At 40.1% G+C, this 24,257-nt stretch carries 23 protein-coding genes; 16 read left to right on the top strand and 7 right to left on the bottom strand.

Annotation, left to right across the window (positions count from 1 at the left end):
• The first annotated feature begins 23 nt into the window (after positions 1-23).
• Positions 24-710 (top strand): HupE/UreJ family protein, encoded by a 687-nt coding sequence (locus tag BUE31_RS02665; protein ID WP_073399994.1) that lies wholly within the window; start codon positions 24-26, stop codon positions 708-710.
• Here the strand turns inward: BUE31_RS02665 and BUE31_RS02670 are convergent.
• Positions 699-1,991: a tetratricopeptide repeat protein gene (locus BUE31_RS02670; protein WP_073399996.1), complete on the bottom strand. Its 1,293-nt coding sequence runs from the start codon at positions 1,989-1,991 to the stop codon at positions 699-701. The genes BUE31_RS02665 and BUE31_RS02670 overlap by 12 nt on opposite strands.
• Before the next feature lie 194 nt (positions 1,992-2,185).
• Here BUE31_RS02670 and BUE31_RS02675 point away from each other — a divergent pair, with 194 nt between their 5' ends.
• From BUE31_RS02675 to BUE31_RS02685, 3 genes are all read left to right on the top strand, one after another.
• Complete coding sequence (locus BUE31_RS02675) at positions 2,186-4,447, top strand: TonB-dependent receptor (RefSeq protein ID WP_073401602.1); 2,262 nt, start codon at positions 2,186-2,188, stop codon at positions 4,445-4,447.
• Positions 4,448-4,559: 112 nt separating this feature from the next.
• The gene (locus BUE31_RS02680) at positions 4,560-5,009 is read left to right on the top strand and encodes a MarR family winged helix-turn-helix transcriptional regulator (RefSeq protein ID WP_073399998.1); all 450 of its coding nucleotides are present in this window, start codon (positions 4,560-4,562) and stop codon (positions 5,007-5,009) included.
• Positions 5,002-5,508, top strand: a complete 507-nt coding sequence (locus BUE31_RS02685; protein ID WP_073400000.1) for a GNAT family N-acetyltransferase — start codon at positions 5,002-5,004, stop codon at positions 5,506-5,508. Before BUE31_RS02680 ends, BUE31_RS02685 begins: the two co-directional genes overlap by 8 nt.
• 17 nt (positions 5,509-5,525) lie before the next feature.
• On the opposite strand, the gene BUE31_RS02690 is transcribed toward BUE31_RS02685, so the two are convergent.
• Entirely contained in the window at positions 5,526-7,559 is a 2,034-nt protein-coding gene (locus BUE31_RS02690) for a tetratricopeptide repeat-containing sensor histidine kinase (protein ID WP_073400002.1), read from the bottom strand.
• A gap of 312 nt (positions 7,560-7,871) precedes the next feature.
• Here BUE31_RS02690 and BUE31_RS02695 point away from each other — a divergent pair, with 312 nt between their 5' ends.
• The 5 genes from BUE31_RS02695 (at position 7,872) to BUE31_RS02715 (ending at position 12,818) form a co-directional block, all read left to right on the top strand.
• Entirely contained in the window at positions 7,872-8,858 is a 987-nt protein-coding gene (locus tag BUE31_RS02695; protein ID WP_073400004.1) for a glycosyl hydrolase family 18 protein, read from the top strand.
• A gap of 199 nt (positions 8,859-9,057) precedes the next feature.
• Positions 9,058-10,254 carry a DUF3179 domain-containing (seleno)protein gene (locus BUE31_RS02700; RefSeq protein WP_073400006.1) on the top strand — a complete coding sequence of 399 codons (1,197 nt, stop codon included), beginning with the start codon at positions 9,058-9,060 and terminating at the stop codon, positions 10,252-10,254.
• Positions 10,255-10,452: 198 nt separating this feature from the next.
• Positions 10,453-11,013, top strand: coding sequence for a helix-turn-helix domain-containing protein (locus BUE31_RS02705; RefSeq protein WP_073401604.1), 561 nt, complete (start codon positions 10,453-10,455; stop codon positions 11,011-11,013).
• Positions 11,014-11,095: 82 nt separating this feature from the next.
• Positions 11,096-11,827 carry a heavy metal translocating P-type ATPase gene (locus BUE31_RS02710; RefSeq protein WP_073400008.1) on the top strand — a complete coding sequence of 244 codons (732 nt, stop codon included), beginning with the start codon at positions 11,096-11,098 and terminating at the stop codon, positions 11,825-11,827.
• 115 nt (positions 11,828-11,942) lie between these two features.
• Positions 11,943-12,818: a glycoside hydrolase family 16 protein gene (locus tag BUE31_RS02715; RefSeq protein ID WP_083619268.1), complete on the top strand. Its 876-nt coding sequence runs from the start codon at positions 11,943-11,945 to the stop codon at positions 12,816-12,818.
• 316 nt (positions 12,819-13,134) lie between these two features.
• Here the strand turns inward: BUE31_RS02715 and BUE31_RS02720 are convergent, their stop codons facing one another.
• Positions 13,135-13,791, bottom strand: coding sequence for a hypothetical protein (locus tag BUE31_RS02720; protein ID WP_073400010.1), 657 nt, complete (start codon positions 13,789-13,791; stop codon positions 13,135-13,137).
• 4 nt (positions 13,792-13,795) lie between these two features.
• Positions 13,796-14,305 carry an RNA polymerase sigma factor gene (locus tag BUE31_RS02725; RefSeq protein WP_073400012.1) on the bottom strand — a complete coding sequence of 170 codons (510 nt, stop codon included), beginning with the start codon at positions 14,303-14,305 and terminating at the stop codon, positions 13,796-13,798.
• Positions 14,306-14,469: 164 nt separating this feature from the next.
• Here BUE31_RS02725 and BUE31_RS02730 point away from each other — a divergent pair, with 164 nt between their 5' ends.
• From BUE31_RS02730 to BUE31_RS02745, 4 genes are all read left to right on the top strand, one after another.
• Positions 14,470-15,636 carry a helix-turn-helix domain-containing protein gene (locus BUE31_RS02730; RefSeq protein ID WP_143167013.1) on the top strand — a complete coding sequence of 389 codons (1,167 nt, stop codon included), beginning with the start codon at positions 14,470-14,472 and terminating at the stop codon, positions 15,634-15,636.
• Between the two features lie 73 nt (positions 15,637-15,709).
• Positions 15,710-17,788 carry an acylase gene (locus tag BUE31_RS02735; RefSeq protein ID WP_073400016.1) on the top strand — a complete coding sequence of 693 codons (2,079 nt, stop codon included), beginning with the start codon at positions 15,710-15,712 and terminating at the stop codon, positions 17,786-17,788.
• Between the two features lie 12 nt (positions 17,789-17,800).
• Entirely contained in the window at positions 17,801-18,169 is a 369-nt protein-coding gene (locus BUE31_RS02740) for a hypothetical protein (protein ID WP_073400018.1), read from the top strand.
• Between the two features lie 222 nt (positions 18,170-18,391).
• Entirely contained in the window at positions 18,392-19,231 is an 840-nt protein-coding gene (locus tag BUE31_RS02745) for a class I SAM-dependent methyltransferase (protein WP_073400020.1), read from the top strand.
• 127 nt (positions 19,232-19,358) lie between these two features.
• Here the strand turns inward: BUE31_RS02745 and BUE31_RS02750 are convergent, their stop codons facing one another.
• Positions 19,359-20,144: a 3-keto-disaccharide hydrolase gene (locus tag BUE31_RS02750; RefSeq protein ID WP_073400023.1), complete on the bottom strand. Its 786-nt coding sequence runs from the start codon at positions 20,142-20,144 to the stop codon at positions 19,359-19,361.
• Between the two features lie 213 nt (positions 20,145-20,357).
• Between BUE31_RS02750 and BUE31_RS02755 the strand changes: the two genes are divergently transcribed.
• The gene (locus BUE31_RS02755) at positions 20,358-20,759 is read left to right on the top strand and encodes a DoxX family protein (RefSeq protein ID WP_073400025.1); all 402 of its coding nucleotides are present in this window, start codon (positions 20,358-20,360) and stop codon (positions 20,757-20,759) included.
• Positions 20,760-20,840: 81 nt separating this feature from the next.
• Positions 20,841-21,827 carry a 3-keto-disaccharide hydrolase gene (locus tag BUE31_RS02760; RefSeq protein ID WP_083619270.1) on the top strand — a complete coding sequence of 329 codons (987 nt, stop codon included), beginning with the start codon at positions 20,841-20,843 and terminating at the stop codon, positions 21,825-21,827.
• Positions 21,828-21,894: 67 nt separating this feature from the next.
• On the opposite strand, the gene BUE31_RS30935 is transcribed toward BUE31_RS02760, so the two are convergent.
• A complete protein-coding gene (locus BUE31_RS30935; RefSeq protein ID WP_159440630.1) occupies positions 21,895-22,056 on the bottom strand; it encodes a response regulator in 162 nt (53 codons plus the stop codon).
• A 30-nt stretch (positions 22,057-22,086) separates the two neighbouring features.
• The gene (locus BUE31_RS02765; protein WP_073400027.1) at positions 22,087-22,293 is read right to left on the bottom strand and encodes a response regulator; all 207 of its coding nucleotides are present in this window, start codon (positions 22,291-22,293) and stop codon (positions 22,087-22,089) included.
• 194 nt (positions 22,294-22,487) lie between these two features.
• Between BUE31_RS02765 and BUE31_RS02770 the strand changes: the two genes are divergently transcribed.
• Complete coding sequence (locus BUE31_RS02770; protein ID WP_083619412.1) at positions 22,488-24,164, top strand: lectin; 1,677 nt, start codon at positions 22,488-22,490, stop codon at positions 24,162-24,164.
• Positions 24,165-24,257 lie beyond the last annotated feature (93 nt).

Here is a 24,257-nt window from a genome sequence, read left to right on the forward strand (position 1 = left end):
TTACTTAGCTTATCAAAATTTTAATGGAAGATAATATCAAAAGCCAATTACTTCAATACAGTCGCGTAGCGGGGATAGCTTTATTGCTGGTGTTATTTAGTCAGCCGCTTTGGGCACATGTAATTGTGGGCGAACTGGAAAAGATGTCGAAAGCGGATGCCGCCCTGGTATATCTTGGCCTGGGTTATAAGCATATTCTTCCGTTGGGGTTTGATCATATCCTGTTCATACTCAGTTTGTTTTTGTTAAGTCCTAAATTAAAACCAGTGTTATGGCAGGCAACAGCTTTTACAATAGCTCATTCTGTTACACTGGGTTTGGCAATGTATCATGTAATTACGCCGCCAGCCAAAATTGTTGAGCCTGTTATAGCGATGTCAATATTATATGTGGCTTTGGAGAATATCTTTTCACCAAGGCTAAAAACCTCGCGGATAGGTGTGGTATTTTTATTCGGGCTGGTACATGGAATGGGCTTTGCAGGCGCTTTAGGGCAATTAGGACTGCCTAAGAACTCTTACCTTATCTCGCTGGTAATGTTTAATGTTGGGGTTGAGCTTGGGCAATTAACGGTAATAATAACAGCCTATTTTTTATTAGCCAGGTATTTTGGAGATAAGCCTTATTACCGCAAATACATTGTGATCCCTTTATCTGTCATAATAGCTTTAATAGCTACTTACTGGACAATACAAAGGTTATTCTTCTAAACTTTTTTGAAGGTCTTTTTCCTGGTCTGGGCTTAGGTCGTATTTATTTTTCTCCGCAGCTTTAAAAAACTCGCCGGCGTTGTATCCTTTGCCAAGCCCTTTCATCATTTTACCCATATAATATAGTTCAAGCCCTTCAAGCGGCTGGCCTGATACATGCTGCTGAAATACTTTGTAGGCTTCGTCTTTCTTATTATTTTCAAATAGGGTATAGGCATACCATGCATAGGTTTGTGGTGTTGCGCGATTATTTAATTCATTTTTTGCAAGATCCTCGGCTTTTGACGGATTATTCAAAATACCGGTATAAATCTCAATTACATATTTATTATACATTTGGCCATAAACAGTATCTGTTGACTTTGCAACAAACTCATTAGCGTATCTTTTTTCAAGTGATTTATCGCCTCTTTCCTGGGCCATTTGATACAATTTAAAAAGTGGATCAGGCAGCTTATTTTTTGTCAGCACAAATTTAAAAAGGCGCTCGGCGAGGGTATCGTTTTTATCATGCACTAAAGTAAGCCAACCCAAACCAAGGATACTGTGAAAATCAGCACTGTTTAGCCTGAGGCATTCTTTATAGATCTCGCCTGCCTTTTGCAGTTTGCCTGCATGAATATTAAGGTCTGCTGCGTTTGATAAAGCAATCCCTTTAAGGTAAGGTGAAGCTTTTGCAAGCTTAGCTGCCTGCATCATTCCGCTTATGGCGCTATCAATAGTGCCATTAAAGTGATCGTATTTTGATCGCCTGAAATAATAGCTGTAATCCTTGTCAGACTTTAAACTGTTTAAATATAAACTTGATTTAATATATCTGCCCAATTCAAAATTCACATCAAACGAAAGCGTATAAAGGGTAAAATTGTCAACCCCTATCTTTTTGGCCTTTTCAAGCAGCGTATCGGCCTGGCTAAAATGATGCTGCAGCATTGCTGACGAGGTTAATGCAACAAATGGTGATGCCAGGGAGCTGTTATATGTTTTATTGATATTTTTATAAATCGCTTCTGCCTGTTTTACATCCTGTATATCGCCAAAAAGATGAAACCTCGCTATTAAAGTTGAAGCGTATTTGGATTCATTTACCTGTCGCGATTGTTTGGGGTCAATCCTGCTTTTCCAAAACTCCAGATCCGCTTCATTATCTTTTGCCTGTTGGGGTAAAGTATAATGGTTGATGAGGCTGTCAACGTAAACTTTTGAAACGATTTTAGAATTTTGATTTTTACAGGAGATAAAAAATGATGCCATTAAAATTGCACCAACTAAATACTTCATAAGCCAGGTTTTTAGAATAAGTTACGTAAATACAGAGGTAACAGTTTTACAACTACCATCATCATTTAAAATGAATAATTAAATCCCTGCATAAGCAAACTACGTAAATGCCTAAAACCTTTGACTAATATCTATTCCCCTTGCTTAAGAAACTTAAATTCGCGGTCCGGTTAAATAATAGCGTTGAGCTTTTTATGAAGAAAATTGCTGTGCTCAGTTTATTATTATTTATCAGCAATTTTTTATTCGCGCAGCATAATATTAACGGCAAGATTATAGATAGTGTTACCAATGAACCTGTTAGTGGTGTGACAATTGTGTTATTACCCACAAATACTACCACAGTGACTAACGAGATAGGCCGTTTTACTTTTAAAAACATCTCTGCAGCAAAAACTATACTAGTTACTGCCGTTGGTTTTGAAAAGAAAACCTTTGATGTATCAGGTTTTAAAGACGGACAAACTATCAGTCTGATAACGTACCAAACCCAGCTGGCGGACGTTGTTGTGAGGGCCGATGCCGGAAACCCCTACAAAGCCATCAGCGAAACGGATATTAAAATGCGGGGCATCTCCAATTCGCAAGAAGTATTGCGCATTGTACCCGGTTTATTTATCGGGCAGCACCAGGGTGGCGGCAAGGCAGAACAGATCTTTCTGCGTGGTTTTGATGCAGATCATGGCACAGATATCGGCCTTTATGTTGACGGGATTCCTATTAATATGGTTTCGCACGCTCACGGGCAGGGATATGCCGATAGTCATTTTATCATCCCCGAAACAATAGAAAGTACCGAATTTAAAAAAGGCCCTTACGATGCGAAAAAAGGTGATCTGGTAACATCAGGCTTTGTTGATTTCCATACAGTAGATGCCATTAGCAATAATACCATAAAGCTGGAAGGCGGGCAGTTTAACACCTTCAGAGCTTTGGCAATGTTGAATTTATTAGATGACAAGGCAAAGACTAAAGGAGAATCATGGTATGCCGCATCCGAGTTCAGGTATAGCGACAGTTATTTTGATAACCCGCAGCATTTTAAGCGCTTCAATTTCTTCACCAAATACAAGAATAAGCTATCTGAACATAATATACTTAGCTTATCAGTCTCAACTTTGTACAGTACCTGGCTTGCCTCCGGGCAAATTCCCGATCAGGCAATTGACCAGCATGTTGTAGGCTTTTATGGCGCGCTTGACCCTAAAGAAGGCGGAGTAACCTCACGTACCAATATTAACGCCCAATTACTAACCACCTTGAACAATAATGCCATTATAAAAAACCAGCTTTATTATACCCGCTATAAATTCGATCTGCATACCAACTTTACCTTCTTTTTAGTTGATACTATTAACGGTGATGAGATAAGGCAAAAAGAAGCCCGTAATTTATATGGTTATAATGGCAGCTATGTGCATGAAAGTTATTGGGGCAATACTAAAATAACTACAGATATTGGCCTGAACGCCCGTTTGGATGTTACCGATAGTTCGGAATTATCGCATACAAAGGATAGATACACCTTACTTAACCGCATAAAGCTGGGCGATATTACCGAGTTTGGTGGCGGCGCCTACATTAGTGAAACTTTTAGATTCAATGAAAAATTCAGCATTAATGCAGGTTTGAGATTCGATCAGTTCTTTTACAGGTACAATAACAAATTTGTCGGGGATACCACCTTGCCGGGATTAGGAGCGTATAAAGCACATAACAATATTATTAGCCCTAAACTAAATTTTTATTACCAGGCTAATGATAAAACGGAGGTTTACCTTTCAATGGGAAAGGGCTTTCATTCTAACGACGCAAGGGTAGTTGTTGCGGTAAACGGCTTTCAAACCCTTCCCGCAGCTTATGGAACCGATCTGGGTGTTGTGTTTAAACCAGCAGAGAACTTATTAATAAATGCCGCCCTTTGGTATATATACCTGCAAAAGGAATACGTTTACGGGGGCGACGGAGGCACGATAGATTTTAGCGGACGTACACAGCGTTTAGGACTTGATTTTTCGACCCGGTACCAACCTGTAAAGTCTTTTTTCTTTGATTTGGATGTAAATTATGCTCATGGCCGATCGCTTGATGATCCTGCCGGGAAAAACTATATACCATTGGCGCCTGTTTTTAGCAGCACTGCCGGGATAACTTACACCAACAAAAATGGCCTTAACGGAAGCTTGCGCTATCGCTTTTTAGCCGACAGGCCTGCAAACGAAGATTACAGCCTTACTGCACAGGGTTATTTTGTGAATGACCTGGTGTTTAACTACACCCGTACTAAGTACGAAATTGGCTTAACTATTAATAACGTATTTAATGTGCAATGGAAGGAAACCCAGTTTGATACGCTAACCCGTTTGCAACACCAAACAACCCCTGTTGATGGAATAGCCTTTACACCGGGTACTAAATTTGCTGCGGTTTTGCATGTAAGCTATTTCTTTAAGTAATTAGCAAACGCAGATACTACTAAACGCCGGTATTTGCTTTAACAGCTTATAAGTTTTAATTGAAATATATAAATATAGTTGACAAAAGCAACTGTATTTATATATTTGCATTATGATTGAAGATAAGATAATACGGATCCGATCATTTAACCGGTATTATACCTCTGTAATCGGCCTGCTGGATAAGCAATATTTAAACAGCGAATTTTCATTGACGGAAGCGCGCATAATGTATGAGTTGAATCATCATCCCGATGGCATGACAGCGAAGGCTATTATTGAATTGCTGGATCTTGATAAAGGCTATTTGAGCCGGATGTTACAGAGCTTTGAAAAAAGAAAATTGATTGAAAAAAGGCAGTCGGCATATGATAAGCGCTCTTTTTACCTGCATTTATCGCAAAAAGGGAGTGCTGAATTCTCAAAATTAAATAATGCCTCTGTGCAACAGCTTACAGAGCTGCTTGCATCTTTTACCGAAAAGGAAGTAAACGAGCTTACAGGCCATATGGATGCCATCAGGAATATTTTAGAAAAATCAGCTACAAAAAAACATGACTAATAATATCAACTTAAATGATGTTGTTATCCGCACAACGTTAAGGCCGGGCGACATTGGGTATGTTACCTGGATGCATGGTGTTCTGTACAGGGAAGAGCATAATTTCGGGGTAATCTTTGAAGCCTATGTAGCATCAGGCTTGTATGAATTTTATAAAAATTATAATCCTGAAAAAGACTGTGTATGGGTTGCTGAATACAATGGAAAGATAGTGGGGTTCCTGTTATTAATGCACCGCGGAGATGATACTGCGCAACTCCGTTATTTTATCCTTGATCCTGCTTATCGCGGAATTGGCCTCGGGAAAAAACTGGTTGGTATGTATATGGATTTCCTGAAAGAACGGAACTATAAAAAATGCTATTTATGGACAACAAATGAGCAATTTACCGCCGCAGGCATTTATAAAAAACTAGGTTTTACGCTGACTGAGGAGGTTGATTCAACTGCATTTGGCAAACCGCTTAAAGAACAACGTTATGATTTGCTATTGCACTAATAAATAGTTGTGGTTGTTTAATCCAGCGCAGGCAGTTCAATGTAAAATATTGTCCCGTTGCCTGCATTGCTTTCAAACCAGATGTTGCCATTATGCATCTCAACTATCTTTTTAGAAATAGATAAGCCAAGGCCAAATGGCTGCTCACCATCGGTGCCGTTCTTTTTTGCAGGTGTAAACATTTCAAATACGCTATCTTTTTGATCAGCAGGAATACCGATCCCGTTATCAGCGACCGATATAAGAATTCGCTTGTTTTCTGATTGAATGCCAACCCTGATTATCCCGGAAATATGACTGAATTTTATAGCATTTACAATTAGATTATTAATTGCCCGCCATATTTTTTCGTGGTTTACTTCGGCTATTATTGGCGTGTTAATATGATTGAAAATTATTGTCTGTTGTTTTTCCTGTGCCCTAAACTGTAGTAGTTCAACAGAATCATAAAGCAGCGAATTTAAATCTATCCTTTGTGTTACCAGCTTTTCATTTTCATCTGCCAGGCCCGAATTAAGCAATTCGTTTATCATTTTCATTGAATTCAATCCTGTTGTTTCTATGAGCTTAAGGATACCCTTGTTCTCTTCTGAAAACTCATCTTCGGCAAGCATGAGTGACACAAGACCGGTTATACCTGAAATAGGATTTCTCAGGTCATGCGCCATTACACGCATAATGCGGATATAGTTTTTGTTAGCATGTTCCAATTCACCAAGTGTGCGCTGCAGGTGCTGATTTTGCTGATTAATTTCTGCCTGACTTTCTTTGGATTTTCTGAGGTTTTTATTAATTATAAAAATGAGCACTAGTGAAAAAATAACAAATATTGCAGAGCTAGCCAGGTATATTTTTTTTACTTTGTTTTCCTGTTCAAGGCTGGTTAAAGCTTGTTTTTGCTGTAAGTTGTGAAGCTCCTGTTCTACGTTTAAGCTGTAAAGGTTAGCAGATCTGGTATCTAAAGCGTCTTTTAGTTTAATATAAACATCCTGGTAATGATATGCTGCCCCGGGTTGGTTAATTTTATACAAATACTGGGCATATAGCTTGTTCCATTTAATCACATACTCTTCTTCGTTATCAGCGGGTAAATGATCAAACACTTGCCTGCTTTTATCAAAAGATTCTTTTGCCTTTAAATTATCACCCAATTTTATGTATAATTCGGCCAGTTTTAACAAAGGCGGAATAATAGCACCGTCCGGATCTTCGCCAACAAGGGTAACACTTTTTGTCAGATAGCTTTTGGCGATACTAAGGTTTCCCTGTTTTAAATTCACGCCCCCGAGGTTATCATATACAACCACACTGGCTGTATTGATATAATGTTTGCCTATCAGTTTATTGCTGTCGGTTTTAGTTATTAAATCCAGATCCTTTAAATAGTAAGCAGTTGCACTATCAAGCTTACCCGCCATTTCATAAGAAAAGCCGGTGTTATTAAGGGTTCCCTGTTTTATAAAAAATAGTTTTTGAGCAGTGATGTTTTTATTACATAAACCCAGCTTATTGTAGCTTTCTGCCCAATATTTGGCAGCCACAAAATAGTTTTTTTGTGTAAAATAAATGATGCCAATTTTACTTGCCAGCTCGCCATTATCACAAATACCAGATGACAATACTTTTTGGCCTTTATAATAATAATCAAGCGCTTTAGAATAGTTTTTAGTCCTAAAGCAGGCATCTCCTTTAATAAGTAAAGATTGAAAGTATTCGTCAGGATACTTTTCAATATTTTTTGAATTATTAAAAAAGTCAAGACAGCTGTCGGCATATAGATCCATAACAGCAGGCTTATAAAAGTAATGATCAGCCTGCAGATGATAATAAGTACATATAAGGGGATCGGAACCAGGAATTTGTTTGCGTAATTTTGTTAAAAGCAGCATAGCGCTATCACCTTTACCCGCAATAATAAGGCTGTCAGTAATTTGCAACTGCTTTTTTAATTTATCATGAACAGGGTTGTTTTTTTGAAGGCAAGAGCTTAGGAGAAATAAAAATAAGACAGCTATATTTCTGAGAGATGAGCCTGGTAATATAAATTTCATGGTTAAGGATGATGTATTGCCGCATTATCAGGGGTTAATAAATGCTTGTTTACAAAAGCGAAAATACTTGAAAATGATAATAGTAGCTAATAAATAGCCAGTGATTTAATATCATTTTGTGTACACAATGTAAAATTAACGTTGTTAAACGGCAAGTTTTTTATAAAAGAGTTGTGTATGGCTCTAAGTGGCTATCAATGAAAAATAAAATTGCTTAACCCGGAATATCAGGCCGTTATTGAGCGATCTGTTATTTAATAGATACATTGTATATTACGGCTGTAAACAATGCTATACATGCCTAAGAGATATATGAATAAATTTTTAACGGTTATAGTCCTTTTTTCCCTGCTAACAGGGTGCAAAAGGAGCAGTGCCCAGGCAAGTGGATTGAACAGCGTCCGGAAAAATGGAAATTTTAGGGTTGTTGGCTATCTAACGGTTCACAGTATTGAAAATGGAGCGGGCGCCAGTTTTGATTTCAGCAGGATAAACTACCTGAATATTGCCTTTATTAACCCGGATGCAAAAGCAAATTTTACAGTAACACCTGCACTGGCGAGCGTTATTACTGCTGCTCATGCAAAAAATACGAAAGTTTTGGTATCGATAGGAGGAGGGTCTGCACCGGAGTATTATACATCGCTTTTATCAGATCCGTTGCGTAATATTCTTATTAACAACCTTGTAAAACTAGTTGCAGATAATAACCTGGATGGCGTTGATGTCGACCTTGAAGGGCAACGGATTGATAATAATTATGAAGCTTTTGTTACGGGGTTATCAGTAGCGTTAAAGTCGAAAAATAAATTGCTTACATCTGCTTTTGCTACCGCATATAAATCACAATACACAGATAAGGCTTTGGCTGTTTATGATTTTATAAATATCATGTCGTATGATAAAACCGGCCCATGGCGACCGGCAAATCCGGGGCAGCATGCTCCATATGATATGGCGGTTTCCGACCTTGAATACTGGACAAACACAAGGGGGATAGCCAAAGAAAAGCTTTGCCTTGGCGTGCCTTTTTATGGGTATGGATTTGGAGCAGGTGCACCTGCTGATATGAATTTCAGTAACATTGCAGCACAATATCCTGGTTCGGAAAATACCGATGAGGTAACCGTTACAGGTGGCGGCATCATTTATTATAACGGGATCCCCACAATTAAAAACAAAACAACACTTGCTTTACAAAATGCCGGTGGGGTGATGATCTGGCAGCTGATGGGAGATGATTTTGGGAGCAAGTCATTATTAAATGTTATAAATAAAACAATAAATTCGGCAAAGTAGCAGATCTGTTGACTTTTGTTGGTTACGGGAAGCTTTAGGTTTAAGAGTCAAGAAGTCAAGAATCAAGAGTCAGGACAGATAATATGTCGTTTTTTCTCTTAATTCCTGATTCTTGACCTCTTGATTCTTTTTCACAAGATTAATTTGATAAAAACTTATAAATATCTATATTCAATTCGCCAATTAACATAATATTTAAATGAAAGAGAATAAAACTAGCCCCTGGATCTTTTGGACAGGCTTCTGTTTATTGCTGATCCCCGGACTGGTACACGCTTATCTGTTAATGCCTTTTCCGGGCAGCCAGGATCTCAATGCTATAACCGTTTCTTATTATCTCGAAAAAATTATAACACCGCTGCGCATAGCCGGAGCCATATTGGTGCTTTTTTATATTGTAAAATATTTTACAGCAAACACCCTTAAAAATAAGGTAATTAAGGTTGCGGCATTAGTGCTTTACCTGGGGACTTTTTATGTAAGCGATGTTATGTATAAGGCAGAAACCATGTTTGAAGAACCCAAAACAGTAAGTTTTGCTAATGCGATACATAACCATGTGCCTGAGAGCCTTGTAATATTAGGGGTTGTTAATAATGGTGTTGCAAAGGCTTATCCACTTGTTTATTTGGGGTATCACCATAAAGTACAGGACAATGTTGGGGGCGAACCTGTGCTGGTTACTTATTGCACCATGTGCCGTACCGGGCGTGTATTTAGTCCGGTAGTTAATGGCAAAAGGCAGGATTTTCGGTTAGTTGGGGCAAGGCATTATAATGCAGTAATTGAAGACTCCGCAACAAAAAGCTGGTGGTACCAGGCTACAGGTATTGCAGCCGCTGGTCCGTTAAAAGGGAGCCGTTTGAAGGAGCTGTACTATGAGCAATCAACCCTGGGTGCATGGCTGGCCAAATATCCCGGTTCACTGATCCTGCAACCCGATAAACATTACCTGACCGATTATGACGACTTGAAAAATTATGATAGGATCCAATCTGTTGACAAGGACAGCACCATTAAAAACAAGGATACCATAGTAAGAAAAAGCTGGATTGTTGGCGTAATTGTTGATAAACAGGCAAAAGCCTATAACTGGCGCAAGCTGGTAAAAACAAGGTTGGTGAATGATAAACTGGCAAACACGCCGCTTATGGTAAGCCTGGAAAAAGATAGCCTTACCTACCATGTTTGGAACAGAATGGTAAACGGAAAGGAACTGCACTTTAACCTTGATCAGGCCGGATTACTAACAGACCAGGAGACAGTGTCAACCTGGAACTGGGATGGTTTATGTACTGCAGGAGTGAATAAAGGGGCACAATTAGGAAAGATCCAGGCTTACCAGGAGTATATGCATTCGTGGAAGCACTTTCATCCGGATTCATCATTTCAATAAAAAAGTTATTATAAAATATAGAGCCCGGTTTGCATTGCAGGCCGGGCTTGTTTTTTAGAACTGAAATAGCTAGTGTTAAATCGAAAGTCTTAAGTTCCAGAACACTTGGCATTAGCAGAAACTTGCTTTACCCCATTTTGCTTAATGTTTGGCCTGCTACCATGGCCTAACCGTTTTGGAATTGCTAATTTTGTAGGCATGAAGCTCTACATCAAAAACATGGTTTGCAATCGCTGTAAACTGGCTGTTCAATCTGAAATGGAAAAAGCGGGTTTGGAAGTTATACACATGGAGCTGGGCGAAGTTGACTTATTAAAAGAACCAACCACCCGGCAATTGGAGCAGTTAGAAACGGGCTTAAACAGCCTGGGCTTTGAATTGATCAGCGATCAAAAAAGCAGGGTTATTGAGCAGATAAAGACACAGATCATTTCGATGGTGCATTATGCAGATAAGCCGGAACATTTTAAATTGTCTGTATTACTGGCAGATCGCCTTCATCATGATTACAGCTATCTCAGTAACCTGTTCTCGGCTGTTGAGGGCATAACCATTGAAAAATATCACATCGCACAAAAAATTGAACGGGTAAAAGAACTGTTGGTTTATAATGAGTTGAGCTTGTCGGAAATAGCTTATCAGATGAGCTACAGCAGTGTGGCACATCTATCAAGTCAGTTTAAACAGGTAACCGGCCTTACGCCTTCGGCCTTTAAATCTCTCCAAAAGCAACAGCGTAAACCCCTCGATATGGTTTAATTTTATAACTCTTTGCCATAATTGTGTAACAGGCAGGGGGAGTGTCGATGGTAAATTTGTGTCAGTAAACAAAAAATTTATCATGACACATACTTATCAAATTACCGGTATGACCTGTTCAGGCTGCCAGGCAAAAGTTCAAAGCCTTTTAACACAGGTTAACGGCGTTAAAAAGGTTGATATATCCCTAGCTGAAGGGACTGCTGAAATTACCATGCAGCAACATATCCACACCACGGTTTTACAACAAGCTCTTGCAGATTACCCTAAATACCAGTTAAGTGAAGTTGCAGTACATCAAAACATAAACACTGTAACTGATGATACCGAAAACAAAAGCTGGCTGCAAACCTATAAGCCCATCCTGCTGATATTTGCGTATATCCTGGCGATTTCTTTAATAGCAGCTTCACAAACCGGGCATTTTGAAACCGCTACCCTGATGCGCATTTTTATGAGCGGTTTTTTCCTGGTCTTTTCTTTTTTTAAATTGCTGGATCTAAGAGGATTTGCTGAAAGCTATAGCATGTATGACCTGGTTGCCAAACGCTGGCGTGGCTGGGCTTACCTGTACGCTTTTATAGAACTGGGCCTTGGACTTGCTTATGCACTTAACCTGGTTCCTATGGCAGTAAATTTTATTACATTTATTGTTATGTCGCTTAGTATTATTGGCGTATTGCAAAGCGTTTTTAACAAGCAGAAAATTCGTTGTGCCTGCCTCGGAGCTGTGTTTAATTTGCCGATGAGCACCGTTACAATTATTGAAGATGGCCTGATGATACTGATGAGCGCATGGATGATCATCGCTTAATGAGGCGATTTCTGGTTCAGGTGCCTTTGTAAGGATTCATTTACAAAGGCATCTGTACAATTATTATAACTATTATTGAATAACAAACCAATTTTAGTACCTACCTGATCGTATTATGCAGCTAAAATCGCTTTTATATCTCCTGGTTCCAATAGCAGTTTTGTTTTGCAGCAGCAATGTTTCAAAGCCGGCAAATGATCCTTACAAAACGAAAAATAACCATCACCACAACGATGATTATAAGCTGGTTTGGGCAGATGAATTTAATAATGACGGACCTGTTGATTCAAAGAACTGGACTTACGAAACAGGTTTTGTACGCAACCATGAGCTGCAGTGGTACCAGGACAAAAATGTGTATTGTGAAAAAGGGAATTTAATTATTGAAGCCCGCAAGGCACACGAGCCTAATCCAAATTATGTTGCCGGCAATACTGACTGGAAAAAAAGCAGGGAATTTATTGATTATACATCCGGATGTATAAAAACTGCGGGCAAACAAAGCTGGAAATATGGCCGCTTTGTTATGCGGGCAAGGATAAATACCCATATGGGCTTATGGCCTGCGTTTTGGACGTTAGGGGAGAAGGGCCGCTGGCCATCAAACGGGGAAATTGACATAATGGAGTTTTACCGGGAGAAGTTGCTGGCCAATATTGCGGTTGGAGCAGCACAGCCCTCAAAAGCTTTATGGTTTAGTAATACCCGGCTGATCCTGTCATTTAATGATGCGGATTGGTCAAACAAGTTTCACACCTGGCAAATGGATTGGGACGAGCAAAGCATAAGCTTGTATGTAGATGATATATTGCTTAATCAACAGCCAATGAAATTCCTTTACAACCGGGACAGTACAGGAATTAACCCTTTTCAGCAACCACATTATATACTTTTAAACCTGGCTATTGGTGGTGATAACGGTGGTGACCCCGGATCAACAGATTTTCCAAACCGGTATGAAATAGATTACGTTAGGGTTTACCAAAAGTAATGTTTCACCATCGCAATCTTTGTGATTGAACCACCAAAATCTAATCAACTAAAAAACTGGAACACGCTCATTATGAGCAAATTATGAAAACTCATCCAAAAGGCACAAATTTTGTAACGATTGATTATCAACTACTTGTATTTTATAAAAATCAAAACATACTGATAATCAACGTGTTTTACTGCGTTTCACCCCGTTCTGTGTAAAAATGGAACGCTTTGCCGGCGTGGATACACAAATTTGCGCTTCGCCTCAAGGCGGTTGGAGAAGGATTTGGGCTGAGGTGACCGTTTACTTATGCCGAACTCACGTTAACTTAAAAGTTGCTCACACCTTCTGCTTTATATTCTTCAATATCATTCAAAAACTCCATTGCCTTAATTAGTTTTTTTCCGCCGAAGCCTTCAATAAATGCTTTTACCCATTTAATGTGGATGTTTTTATATGTGAGTTTTTGGTACAGGTAAACAGACAGGATAACAAAGAAAGAAACCACTGCGAGGTTAATAAGCCAGAATGTAGCGCCGCCGTGATCAACAAGCTGTTGGTTATACCAAAAGGTGCACCATAGCGGCGCCTGCAAGATCATTATCCTGCCAGAATTGTTTAGTGAGGATTGGATAGTGGCCAGTTTTTGCTGCGCACCGGTAATGCTATCGGTTATATTTACCTGGCTAAGCAGGGCCAGGTGCCTGATGTAGGTGGCAACGGCAAAAATATTGAATAGCGCAATCAAGCCCATTGAACCGGCGAAGTAGATATTTCTGTAGCCGACGATCGTCCAAAATACCAAAAACAATATCCATAGTATGCCAATCACTACCCCGGCAACCTGGTTACGTTTAAAGGCATTGATATTGCTCTCCGCTTTTTGTGTTTGGATCTCTTTTATTATTTTTTGATTAAGCTGCAGGGATCTTTCCAGTTTAGCATCATATGCCTGCCATAGTTGTTTTATATCTAACTCTTCCATTATTTTAATTGTTGATTTTTGAAAACCGTTGTTTTAATTGTTCTTTTATCCTGTTTGTTTTTGTCCGGATGTTTGTTTCGGACAGGCCAAGGATCTCGGCCATTTCTTTCCCGTTTTTTTCCTCCAGGTAAAGCAGTATCAGCGCCCTGTCAAGTTCCTTCAACTCACTAATAAATTGCTGTAACAGGTTCAAATGGTCTTCCTTTTCATTTGTGGGCTCTTCTTCATCGAATGCTATTATGCTTTCTGAAATAGGTGTTATCAGTTCATTTTTTCTTTTTTCCTTGCGATAGGAGGCAATTGCTACGTTGAGGGCAACCCGGTAGATCCAGGTGGAAAGCTTACTCCGCGCATCATAACTTGAAAAAGAGCGCCACAGCTGCAAGACGATCTCCTGCACGAGGTCTTTTTTATCGTCTTCGTCTTTTTTGAAAGAATTAGCGATCTTATAAATGATCCCTTTGTTCTGTTCAATCACCAATAGAAATTCCTCTTCCTGCTCAGGCGTATTCATTATTGCTAAAATTCATATGCTGTAATTAAAGTTAATTTTAAATTCTACCAATTATTCGCATGGGGAGGGGAAATGTCACAGATGGGCGCTAAATAATTTTATAATTGTCTGTAAGCATTGATTTAAAAAGTATTTTCGTGTTACCCAACCTGCTTTTGTTATTTATGAAGATCTCACTGGCCATTACTGATATTTTGATCCTTTCGCTGGCGTTCCAGGGTCTGATCTTATCGGCCATGCTATTCTATACTTCAAAAACCATCAGGAGTAACCGTTGGATTGCTGCTTTTATTTTTGTGATAGCTGAAACCACGCTGGTAATGGAGGCGCATTTTTCAGGCATGGTAAATAAATACCCACAGATCAGTCCCCTGATCCTGAATCTGAGGATGGCATTAGGGCCGTTGATCTATTTTTATGCCCGGAGTCTTATTTATGGCGATGCAAAATTTAAGGGCAGGCAATATCTTCATTTTGCGCCGTTGATAATTGATGCCCAGGCACAGGTTATCTACCTGCTTTTTATAACCGGCATTTTGTCGATCCCGTTCGTTACTGACCTTTATGGTCAACCGGTAGTTCAAAGCTTTTTATTTAACAAAACCATTATTTCTGACCTGCCTACATTTTTTTCGATGGTGATATACTCAGCGTTGAGTTATAGAATGGTACGCAGATCAATGAAAGCACCTGAGCTATCTGCTTATAAGCTTGCAGATTTGAAATGGCTGAGAAACCTGCTCTACATGGTATTTGCTCTGGCTGCAGTTTTTTTAGTTAATATTTTATTAGCAGTTGTTTCAAGCTGGAGCAATTACCTGCTTTATATCCCCGCTACCTTGTTTATTTACTGGCTTGGGATGGCAACCTACATCAGGCAAAGTAAAATGAAAACTGCAGATGTTATGGAATATACCAAATTACCTGCTAAAATATATTTCACTGAGGAACATGCGGATCTGCACCATCAGCAGCTTATCAGCCTGATGGAAACAGAGCAGATCTATCTGAACCCGCTTTTAAAGCTTGATGTTGTTGCCGATAAGCTTTCACTTTCTGAAAAAGTTGTTTCAAGCCTGCTGAACCAATATGTTGGAAAGAATTTTAATGATTTTGTTAATGAATACCGGGTATTGGAGGCTAAGAAAAAACTGGCCGAACCTGCTTTTAGCCAGTTTACTATAGCTGCCATTGCCTATGAGTGCGGCTTTAATTCGCTGGCTACCTTTCAACGGTGCTTTAAACAGTTTACAGGGATTACACCGAGCCAATACCAAAACAGCTTAAAGTCTGGTAAAATTGAAGCAAATAATGCTCAAATCCCGATTTGAGTAGTTGTATAAAGGTGTATCGATCTCTTTTGTATAAGCAATACAAATTGCTGGCAAACCTATATTATACAAAATGGAAAAACGTTTTTTACTACTATGTATACTGCTAACAGCTTTATACTACCAGGTTGCAAAAGCACAACAAGCTAAAATTGACTGGGATGAATGGGGGGTACCGCATATAACCGCCACCAACGAAAAAGATTTGTTTTTTGCGCAGGGCTGGGCAGAAATGCAGGCGCATGCCAACCTGGTTTTAAAAGTATACGGAACTGCACGCGGAAAGGCCGCCGCCTATTGGGGCCCGCAGTTTGAAACCTCAGACCTGCTGATTCATAATTTAAATTTCCTGCAGATAACCCGGTCATTTCAAAAAAGTCAGGATCCTGAATTAAAGCAGATCATCAGGTCATTTACCGATGGGATGAATGCTTATGCAAAGGCCCATCCGGAAGTTATTGACAAAAATAACACCGTTGTATTACCTGTTACGCCAGATGATGTTAACCTGCAAAGCTTATTTATATTTGTAACGCGATTTATTGGCGGCAGCGAATTTACCCACGTACCCAACTGGGAGGACATGGGATCAAATGCTTTGGCTGTTGCTGCTAAAAGAACAGCATCCCACAACGCCATGCTGGTTCAAAACCCGCATTTGCCATGGAGCGGCGAATTTACCTTCTTTGAAAGCGAGCTTACTTTAAACGGCAACCCGGTTTATGGAGCGAATTTAATCGGCTTTCCGGGAATTGCGATTGGCTTTAATAAATACCTGGGTTGGACCCATACCAACAATACACTGGATAATGCAGACAGCTTTGAAATAAGCCTTAAAGATGGCGGTTATTTGCTGGATGGAAAAAGGCATGAATTTAAAACCCGTAACGACACCATTTGGATAAAGCAAACAAATGGTACGCTTTTACCAAAGCCGATGAAATTTTATTCATCTGCCTATGGCGATGTGTTAAAAATGGGTAAGAATAAAGCCCTGGCAATAAAAGTTGCCGGAACTGACAGGCCAAATGCCTTGTTTGAATGGTGGAAAATGGCAAAAAGCCGGAATTTCAACCAATTTGAAGCCGCTTTAAAGATGCAGCAACTGCCGTTTTGGAATATTTTATATGCCGATGCAACTGGCTCTATTTTTTATTTGTTTAACGGGCTTGTCCCCAGGCGGCCGGGCGGCACTTTTGAATACTGGAACCAAATTATTGAAGGCGGTGCTTCAAAAAACATCTGGAGCAGCTATTTAAAATACGATGAATTACCAAAACTTAAAGACCCGGCAAGCGGCTGGCTGCAAAACGCCAATGATCCGCCGTGGACAGTAACACTGCCAAGGGAACTGAACAAAAAGAATTACCCGGCCTATATTGCGCCTGATAAAATGGAATTACGCCCGCAAAGGGCTGCTAATATGATGCTGGCAGATAGTAATATCACCTTTGAGCATTTAATTGATTATAAATTGTCAACCCATATTGGCCTTGCAGACAGGGTGCTGGATGACTTGCTGGCGGGTATTGATAGTGCTTCATCGCCTTTGTTACAGGAAGCAAAACAGGTATTAAGCAAATGGGATCGCAATGCAGATAATGACAGTAAGGGAATGTTATTATTTTATGCATGGGCCAATATGTTTCAACCCATGAATGAATATAATTATGCTGTTCGCTGGAATGCTGATCAGCCCAATACAACACCATATGGATTGAGGGATAAAAAGCATTCCCTGCAACTTTTGGAACAAGCTGCTAAATTAATGAAAGGCACATTTAGCGACCTGGCCACATCATGGGGCACTTTTTACAGGCTACGAAGAAACGGGATAGATCTGCCGGCTAATGGGGTAGATGGAGGATTAGGTGTGTTCAGGGTTGCGAATACTGAACAAAGGGGTAAAACAGCAGTGGTTAGCAGCGGTGATTCATGGGTAGGGATCATTGAATTTGGTGAAAAGATCAGGGCTAAAGTATTATTGAGCTATGGCAATTCATCACAAAAACAATCGGTGCATAATGGTGATCAATTAAAGCTGTTTTCAGAAAAGAAGCTGCGGGATGCCTGGTTTTACCCGGAAGACCTGCAAGGACATATTGCCTTTACAGAAGTTAAGCAAGGTGATACTTTTATAACTAACAAATAACGAACTATAGAAATGAAGAAGATCTTATTATTTACTGCGATACTTTTTTTAATAACAACGACATTTTGCAAAGCATTACCGTTAAAGCCCGTTACTATAAGCACGGATAAAAGACAGAAAGACCCGCTTATTGACTATACCGGCAAGTTTAAGATAGACCTTAAAAAGGGACCTGCCGTTTTGGAGATTGCTATAGTAAATGGCGAACTAGTAGCTACGCAACTATGGGATGGTGAAAAGGTGTTACTTAAGCATTTATCAGGAGATAGTTTTATGGTTGCCGGTTTTGACTGGTCGGCTAAGTTTTTAAGGGGTAAGGATAAAAAGGTTACGGAGATATTGGTAATGGGTACTGACCATTGGATGAAAATAAAGGAGTAAATATTTGCAATACCCTGGTTACTTTATAATACATTATGAAATAATGTGCGGGCAGTTTGCCGCTATTCTTTATTTCATACAGAAATTATTATATCTTCGTTTTATTACAATTGTTTTATAAATATAGACCCAAAACATGAATGCATGATCGCGTTTTTGTAGCCCGGCTGATCCATCGATTCGACCGGATTAATAACTTATGTATATTTTTTATAAAACAAAATGAATTTAATCGATCCCTCAATAACAGCCTTTTATTCACAAAGTGCTGAAGAATCAAGACTAAAAATGGGGCTTGGTCCCCTGGAGTTTGAAAGAAATAAAGATCTGATAAGCAGGTATCTACCTGGATCAAAAGGACTTGTAGCTGATGTGGGTGGCGGCCCCGGCCATTATGCGCAGTGGTTAACCAGCCTTGGCCACCAGGTAATATTAGTTGACCCTGTTGCCAAACATATTCAACAGGCTGAAAAGCGCTCCCTTAAATCCAAATATTCTTTTAAATGTATCCTTGGAGAAGCACGCCGGCTGCCGATAGATGACCATTCTGTGGATCTGGTGATCTTACACGGGCCGCTTTATCATCTTCAGGACCAGGCAGATCGTATTGCCGCCATCAAGGAGGCTCGCAGAGTGTTGAAAATTGGTGGCGTAGTACTTGGCTTTGCCATTACGTACGCAGCTTCAACATTGGCAGCCCTTCAAAACGGATTAATACATGATCCGGATGTTTTCAGTATGTGCAAAGATGAGCTTTCCAGCGGTGACCATCATCCGCCTGAAACCCTTCCGGGGATTTTGGCACAGGCTTATTTTCACCGGCCTTCTGCATTAATAAGCGAGTTTGCTGCGGCTGGCTTTAAACCCATTGATCTTTTGGCTGTTGAAGGAATTGCCTGGTTTGACAAAAAATACTTTGAAAGCTGGGCATCGCCTGATAAAAAAGAGCGTTTGTTGGAGATCCTTAAGCTTACAGAAGCAGACCCTGAATTATTATGCTTAAGCCCGCATATTATGCTTGCTGCCGGGGTGGATTTGGATAACCTCGTTGATTTAGGATAATTCGCAATAGAAAGAGGATTTAAAATCCCCCGCTTGTGATCTATACCAATCAAAGGGAGCCAAACGTTGATTTGGCTCCCTTTTTAATAATTATATAGCATTAATTATTTAATGCATTCATATTTCGTTATTCCCTTATCCAGATATTTCTAAAACTTATGGGTAAGCTTTTATCGCCATGCGCCTGCAATTTGAGTGGGGCAGGGCCATGCTTAACATATACATGTTTGGTTCCAGTAGAGGTGAACCCCTGTATTTCCTGGTTATTTTGAACTAATACACCGTTAAAAAAGATGGTAACGCGGGCAGGTGTTTTTATTGAACCATCTTCGTTAAATTCAGGATCGATATAAGCAATATCATATACATTCCATTCGCCCGGTTTTTTCTCAGGGTTTGCTAAAGGAATTGCTTCACGGTAAACACTGCCTGCCATTCCGTTAACATAAGTTTTATTGTCGTTGTTGGAGTTATCCAATACCTGGATCTCGTATTTTCCGGATAAAAACACACCGCTGTTACCTCTTTCCTGTCCCTCGCCTTCAATTTTTGCGGGAATTCTCCATTCAATATGTAACTGGTAGCTTGTGAACTTTCTTTTGGTTTCTATATCGCCCGTTGCTTTATTTACGGTAAGAATATCATCAGCCACTGTCCATTTTGCCGGCGACTGATCTTTTGCTGATACCCATTCATCCAAATTTTTGCCATCAAACAATATAATGGCATCAGAAGGAGCGCTGCTAAAGGTTTTCCCGGGGACAACTACATTGGGTAATGGCGCATAAATCTCTGCATTGTTTGGGTTTGCCGAATTGATATTTGCTTGTTTAATAGCAGATGTTTGCGTTTGCCCGTGTGCAATAAATGTTGCACATAACAGCACTGACGTTAAGATCAGGTGATTTTTCATAGGTTAACTCTTTTTATAGTTAGTATAAATGGTTTGGAGATCACAAGATAAGCATTATGTAATTTGCACCTTATGGGTAATAAAAATTATACAAAAGCCTTATAAGAAAGAAGTTGTCGTAATTACCCCCTTAAGTTGACCTTTTCTGCATCTATCATGATAAATTAATGGAAATACATTTACATTATAAATTTAACCTTAAAAAATTATATCATGGAAACTGTAAAATCAACAAACACACCTTCAAAAACTTCATTATGGATTGGCTGGATAATCAGCGGGCTTTGCATTCTGTTCCTCCTGTTTGACGCCATTATGAAAATTATAAAAGAAGAACATTCTATAAAAGGATCGGTTCAACTGGGGTGGCCGGAACATTCTATTCAAAGCATCGGAATAGTATTACTGATCTGTACCATATTATATTTAATTCCGAAGACATCTATCCTTGGAGCCGTTTTGCTTACCGGTTATCTTGGCGGGGCTATTGCGATAATGATCCGTGCGGAGCAACAATTGTATTTTGCACTTGTTTTTGGTTTGCTGGTATGGTTAGGGTTATACCTTCGGGATAAAAAATTGCAAACAATCCTTCCATTGCGAAAAGAGGAATAGTTTAAAAAGATTTACTTAATTTGGGAACTCAAATCCATCGGATCTGATTTACCAATTATTAAAAATCAAATTAAGGATCATATGAAATACTTATCAGCGCCAGCCCGTACCTCTGTTTTTCGCTTTCTCCACATACAGCTTATTTTATTGTTGTTTGTTTCTTCAGCGATCAAAGTATCAGCCAGGTCAATAGAACCAACCAAAGACCCGGATGTAATAGGAAGATGGGATATTACTATTGATAAAGCAGGTAAAAGCCTGCCTTCATGGTTAGAGGTACAGAAATCAGGAACGCATACCCTGATTGGTCGTTTTGTATATGCTTTTGGAAGTGCACGGCCTATATCGGAAGTTAAACCTAATGATGGTAAATACAGCTTTTCTATTCCCCCGCAATGGGAGGAAGGAAACAGGAACATGGATTTCCAGTTTGAAGTTAGTGGTGATAAGCTAAAAGGCACCATGGTTTATACCGACGGCGTTACCTATAATTTTACGGGTGTTCGTGCTCCTTTATTGATAAGGGCTAAAAATCCAGTTTGGGGCGTACCGGTTAAATTGTTTAATGGAAAAAATGTTAAAGGGTGGCATACAGATGGTACAAATCAATGGATAGCCGAAGGTGGTATATTGAGAAGTCCGCATTCGGGAGCTAACCTGATAACCGATAAAACCTTTACAGATTTTAAGCTTCATATTGAATTCCGGTACCCGCAGGGCAGCAACAGCGGCGTTTATCTTAGGGGAAGGTATGAAGTGCAGATCATCGACACTAAAAGCGGTGACCCGGAACCTATTAATAACCAATTCAGCTCAGTATACGGTTTCCTGCCACCAAACAAAATGATGGCAAAAAATCCGGGTGAGTGGCAGTCATACGATATTACACTGGTTGGCAGAATGGTAACTATTGTAGCTAACGGAAAAACGGTAATATGCGACCAGGTAATACCCGGAATAACCGGCGGAGCAATCAACAGCAAAGAAGGCGAACCAGGTCCGATCCTGATCCAGGGGGATCACGGACCGATCGATTATAGAAATATTGTTATAACAGTTGTGAAGTAAGGAGTAAAAAGCAAAGCCTTCCTGATTTATTGGGAGGGCTTTGAAAATATTATTTTAAATCTGTGGTTTAAGCTAACTCCGCGTTGTTTGATAAACAACCCTCCACCATATGGATCACCGCATCTACATTAAATGGTTTTGCTATAAAGCCATCCGAACCATAGCTGCCAAAGGATTCAGGAAAACGCGGGTATCCGGAAAGCAAGATAACTGGGAGGCTGCCGGTCATAATGTTGCTTTTAAGCTCATGGCAAAGCTCTCAGCCATTAATACCTGGGACAAGCATTGTAAGATCAGGCTTGTTGGTTAACACCCCTTCAATAATTGGGTGGGTGAAATTCAGGCCAATAACTCCATAACCTTCCTGGTTCAGAAGATCGGTTAACAGGCAGAAGATGTCATAGCCATCTTTTACAATCAATATTCTTTTTGATATAATATCTATAATTGGTACATAGCTGATCAATGAAAATTAAGTAATAATTAATCTTTTATTAATCACCCCAACTTACTTTATAATTAATCAATTGTAAAGGTGAAAAATTTCACAAATCCTAAACAAATTAATCTGCATTTATGAAAAGGAAACTCTTTGTGCCCCCGTACTTGGACGAAACTCCGCTGTTTAACCAATTATTAAATTTTTTAACGCAAATATTTATGAATCTTAAGAAACCCAACCTTATTTTGATGATGGCTTGTGCAGCCGTCATAATTAGCTGCTCCAAAAATAAACTTATCGCCCCTTCTCCAACTTCGGGTGATAAGACACCTAAGCTTAAAATTACAGCTTCTGCTGCCGGCGATGTTGTTGGTAAAGTAATTGTAGGCTACCAGGGTTGGTTCGCGGCGCCGGGTGACGGTTCGCCCCTTAATACCTGGTGGCATTACGCTTCCGGCGACCCCTTCGGTGTCCCTACACCAAGCAATGCCAGTATCATATCCTGGCCGGACGTTCGCGAGTATACCAACACCTACCAGGCATCCAATTTTGGCAATCTGGGCAATGGCCAGCCGGCCAAGCTGTTCTCTTCGTTCAATGATCAGACAGTAAACACCCATTTTTTATGGATGCAGCAAAATAATATAGACGGAGCAGCCTTACAACGATTTAATCCCAATGGACAGGAGGGGCCGATCCGTGACGCCATCACTGCTAAAGTTAAGACGGCGGCCGAAACCTACGGTCGTAAATTTTACATTATGTACGATGTAGGCGGCTGGACTAACATGCAATCGGAAATTAAAACAGACTGGACCAACAAAATGTCGGCTTATACCTCATCTTCGGCTTACGCTAAACAAAATGGCAAGCCTGTGGTATGCATCTGGGGATTTGGTTTTAATGATACCAATCACCCCTGGTCGGCGGCGGTATGTCTTGATGTAATTAACTGGTTTAAAGCCCAGGGCTGTTATATAATTGGCGGTGTACCTGCTTATTGGCGCGACACGAATAGTACCGAGGTAAGAACTGGCTTTTTGGCGACTTATAACGCATTGAACATGATTTCGCCATGGATGATTGGAAAGATCTCTGATGTATCCGGTTCCGACGGTTTCTATACCGATCATAATGCCGGCGACCAGGCTTACTGTAACGCTAACGGAATTGACTACCAGCCATGCGTTTTACCGGGAGATTTGCAAAAACATCAAAGAGTTCATGGCGATTTTATGTGGAGGCAATTTTATAACATGGTAAGGCTGGGCGCCCAGGGCATTTACATTTCCATGTTCGACGAATATAACGAGGGCAACCAAATAGCCAAAACTACCGAAACTTCCGCCTTTACACCGGCTGGTTTAGGCTTTTTCTCGTTGGATGAAGATGGTACAGCCTGCTCTGCAGATTATTATTTACGCCTTACAGGAGATGGCGGCAGGATGCTGAAAGGCCAGCTTGGGCTTACAGCTACACGCCCTACGCAACCGGTGGTATCCGGCAGTGTTTCTGCGCCAATCGGGCAAACAATTACGATCAAGGGAAACAATAATCTTTACGTCAGCAGCGAAAACGGCACTCAGGCTATGAATTGTAACCGCTCTACTGCTCAGGGCTGGGAGCAGTTTACGATTGTTGATGCCGGAGGAGGCAAGGTCGCCCTGATGAGCCAGGGCAAATATGTATCTTCTGAAAATGGAACCCAAGCTATAAATTGCAACCGGACATCGATCGGGCCATGGGAACAATTTGATTGGATAGACAATGGAAATGGTACATTTTCGCTGAGGGGAAACAACGTGAAATTTATTTCCAGCGAAAACGGTACCCAGGCTATGACCTGTAATCGTACTGTAGCCCAGGCTTACGAATCATTCCGGGTAAATCAATAAATAACCTAACCAGGAATAAGCTTTAAGCTTCTTTTTTTTGAATGGCCGGTTTACCAATGGCCGGCCATTCGTTGAAGTTGAAAAATCTTTTAT

Origin of the sequence: Mucilaginibacter sp. OK098, assembly GCF_900142915.1 — a bacterium.
In the GTDB taxonomy this organism is placed as follows: Bacteria; Bacteroidota; Bacteroidia; order Sphingobacteriales; family Sphingobacteriaceae; genus Mucilaginibacter.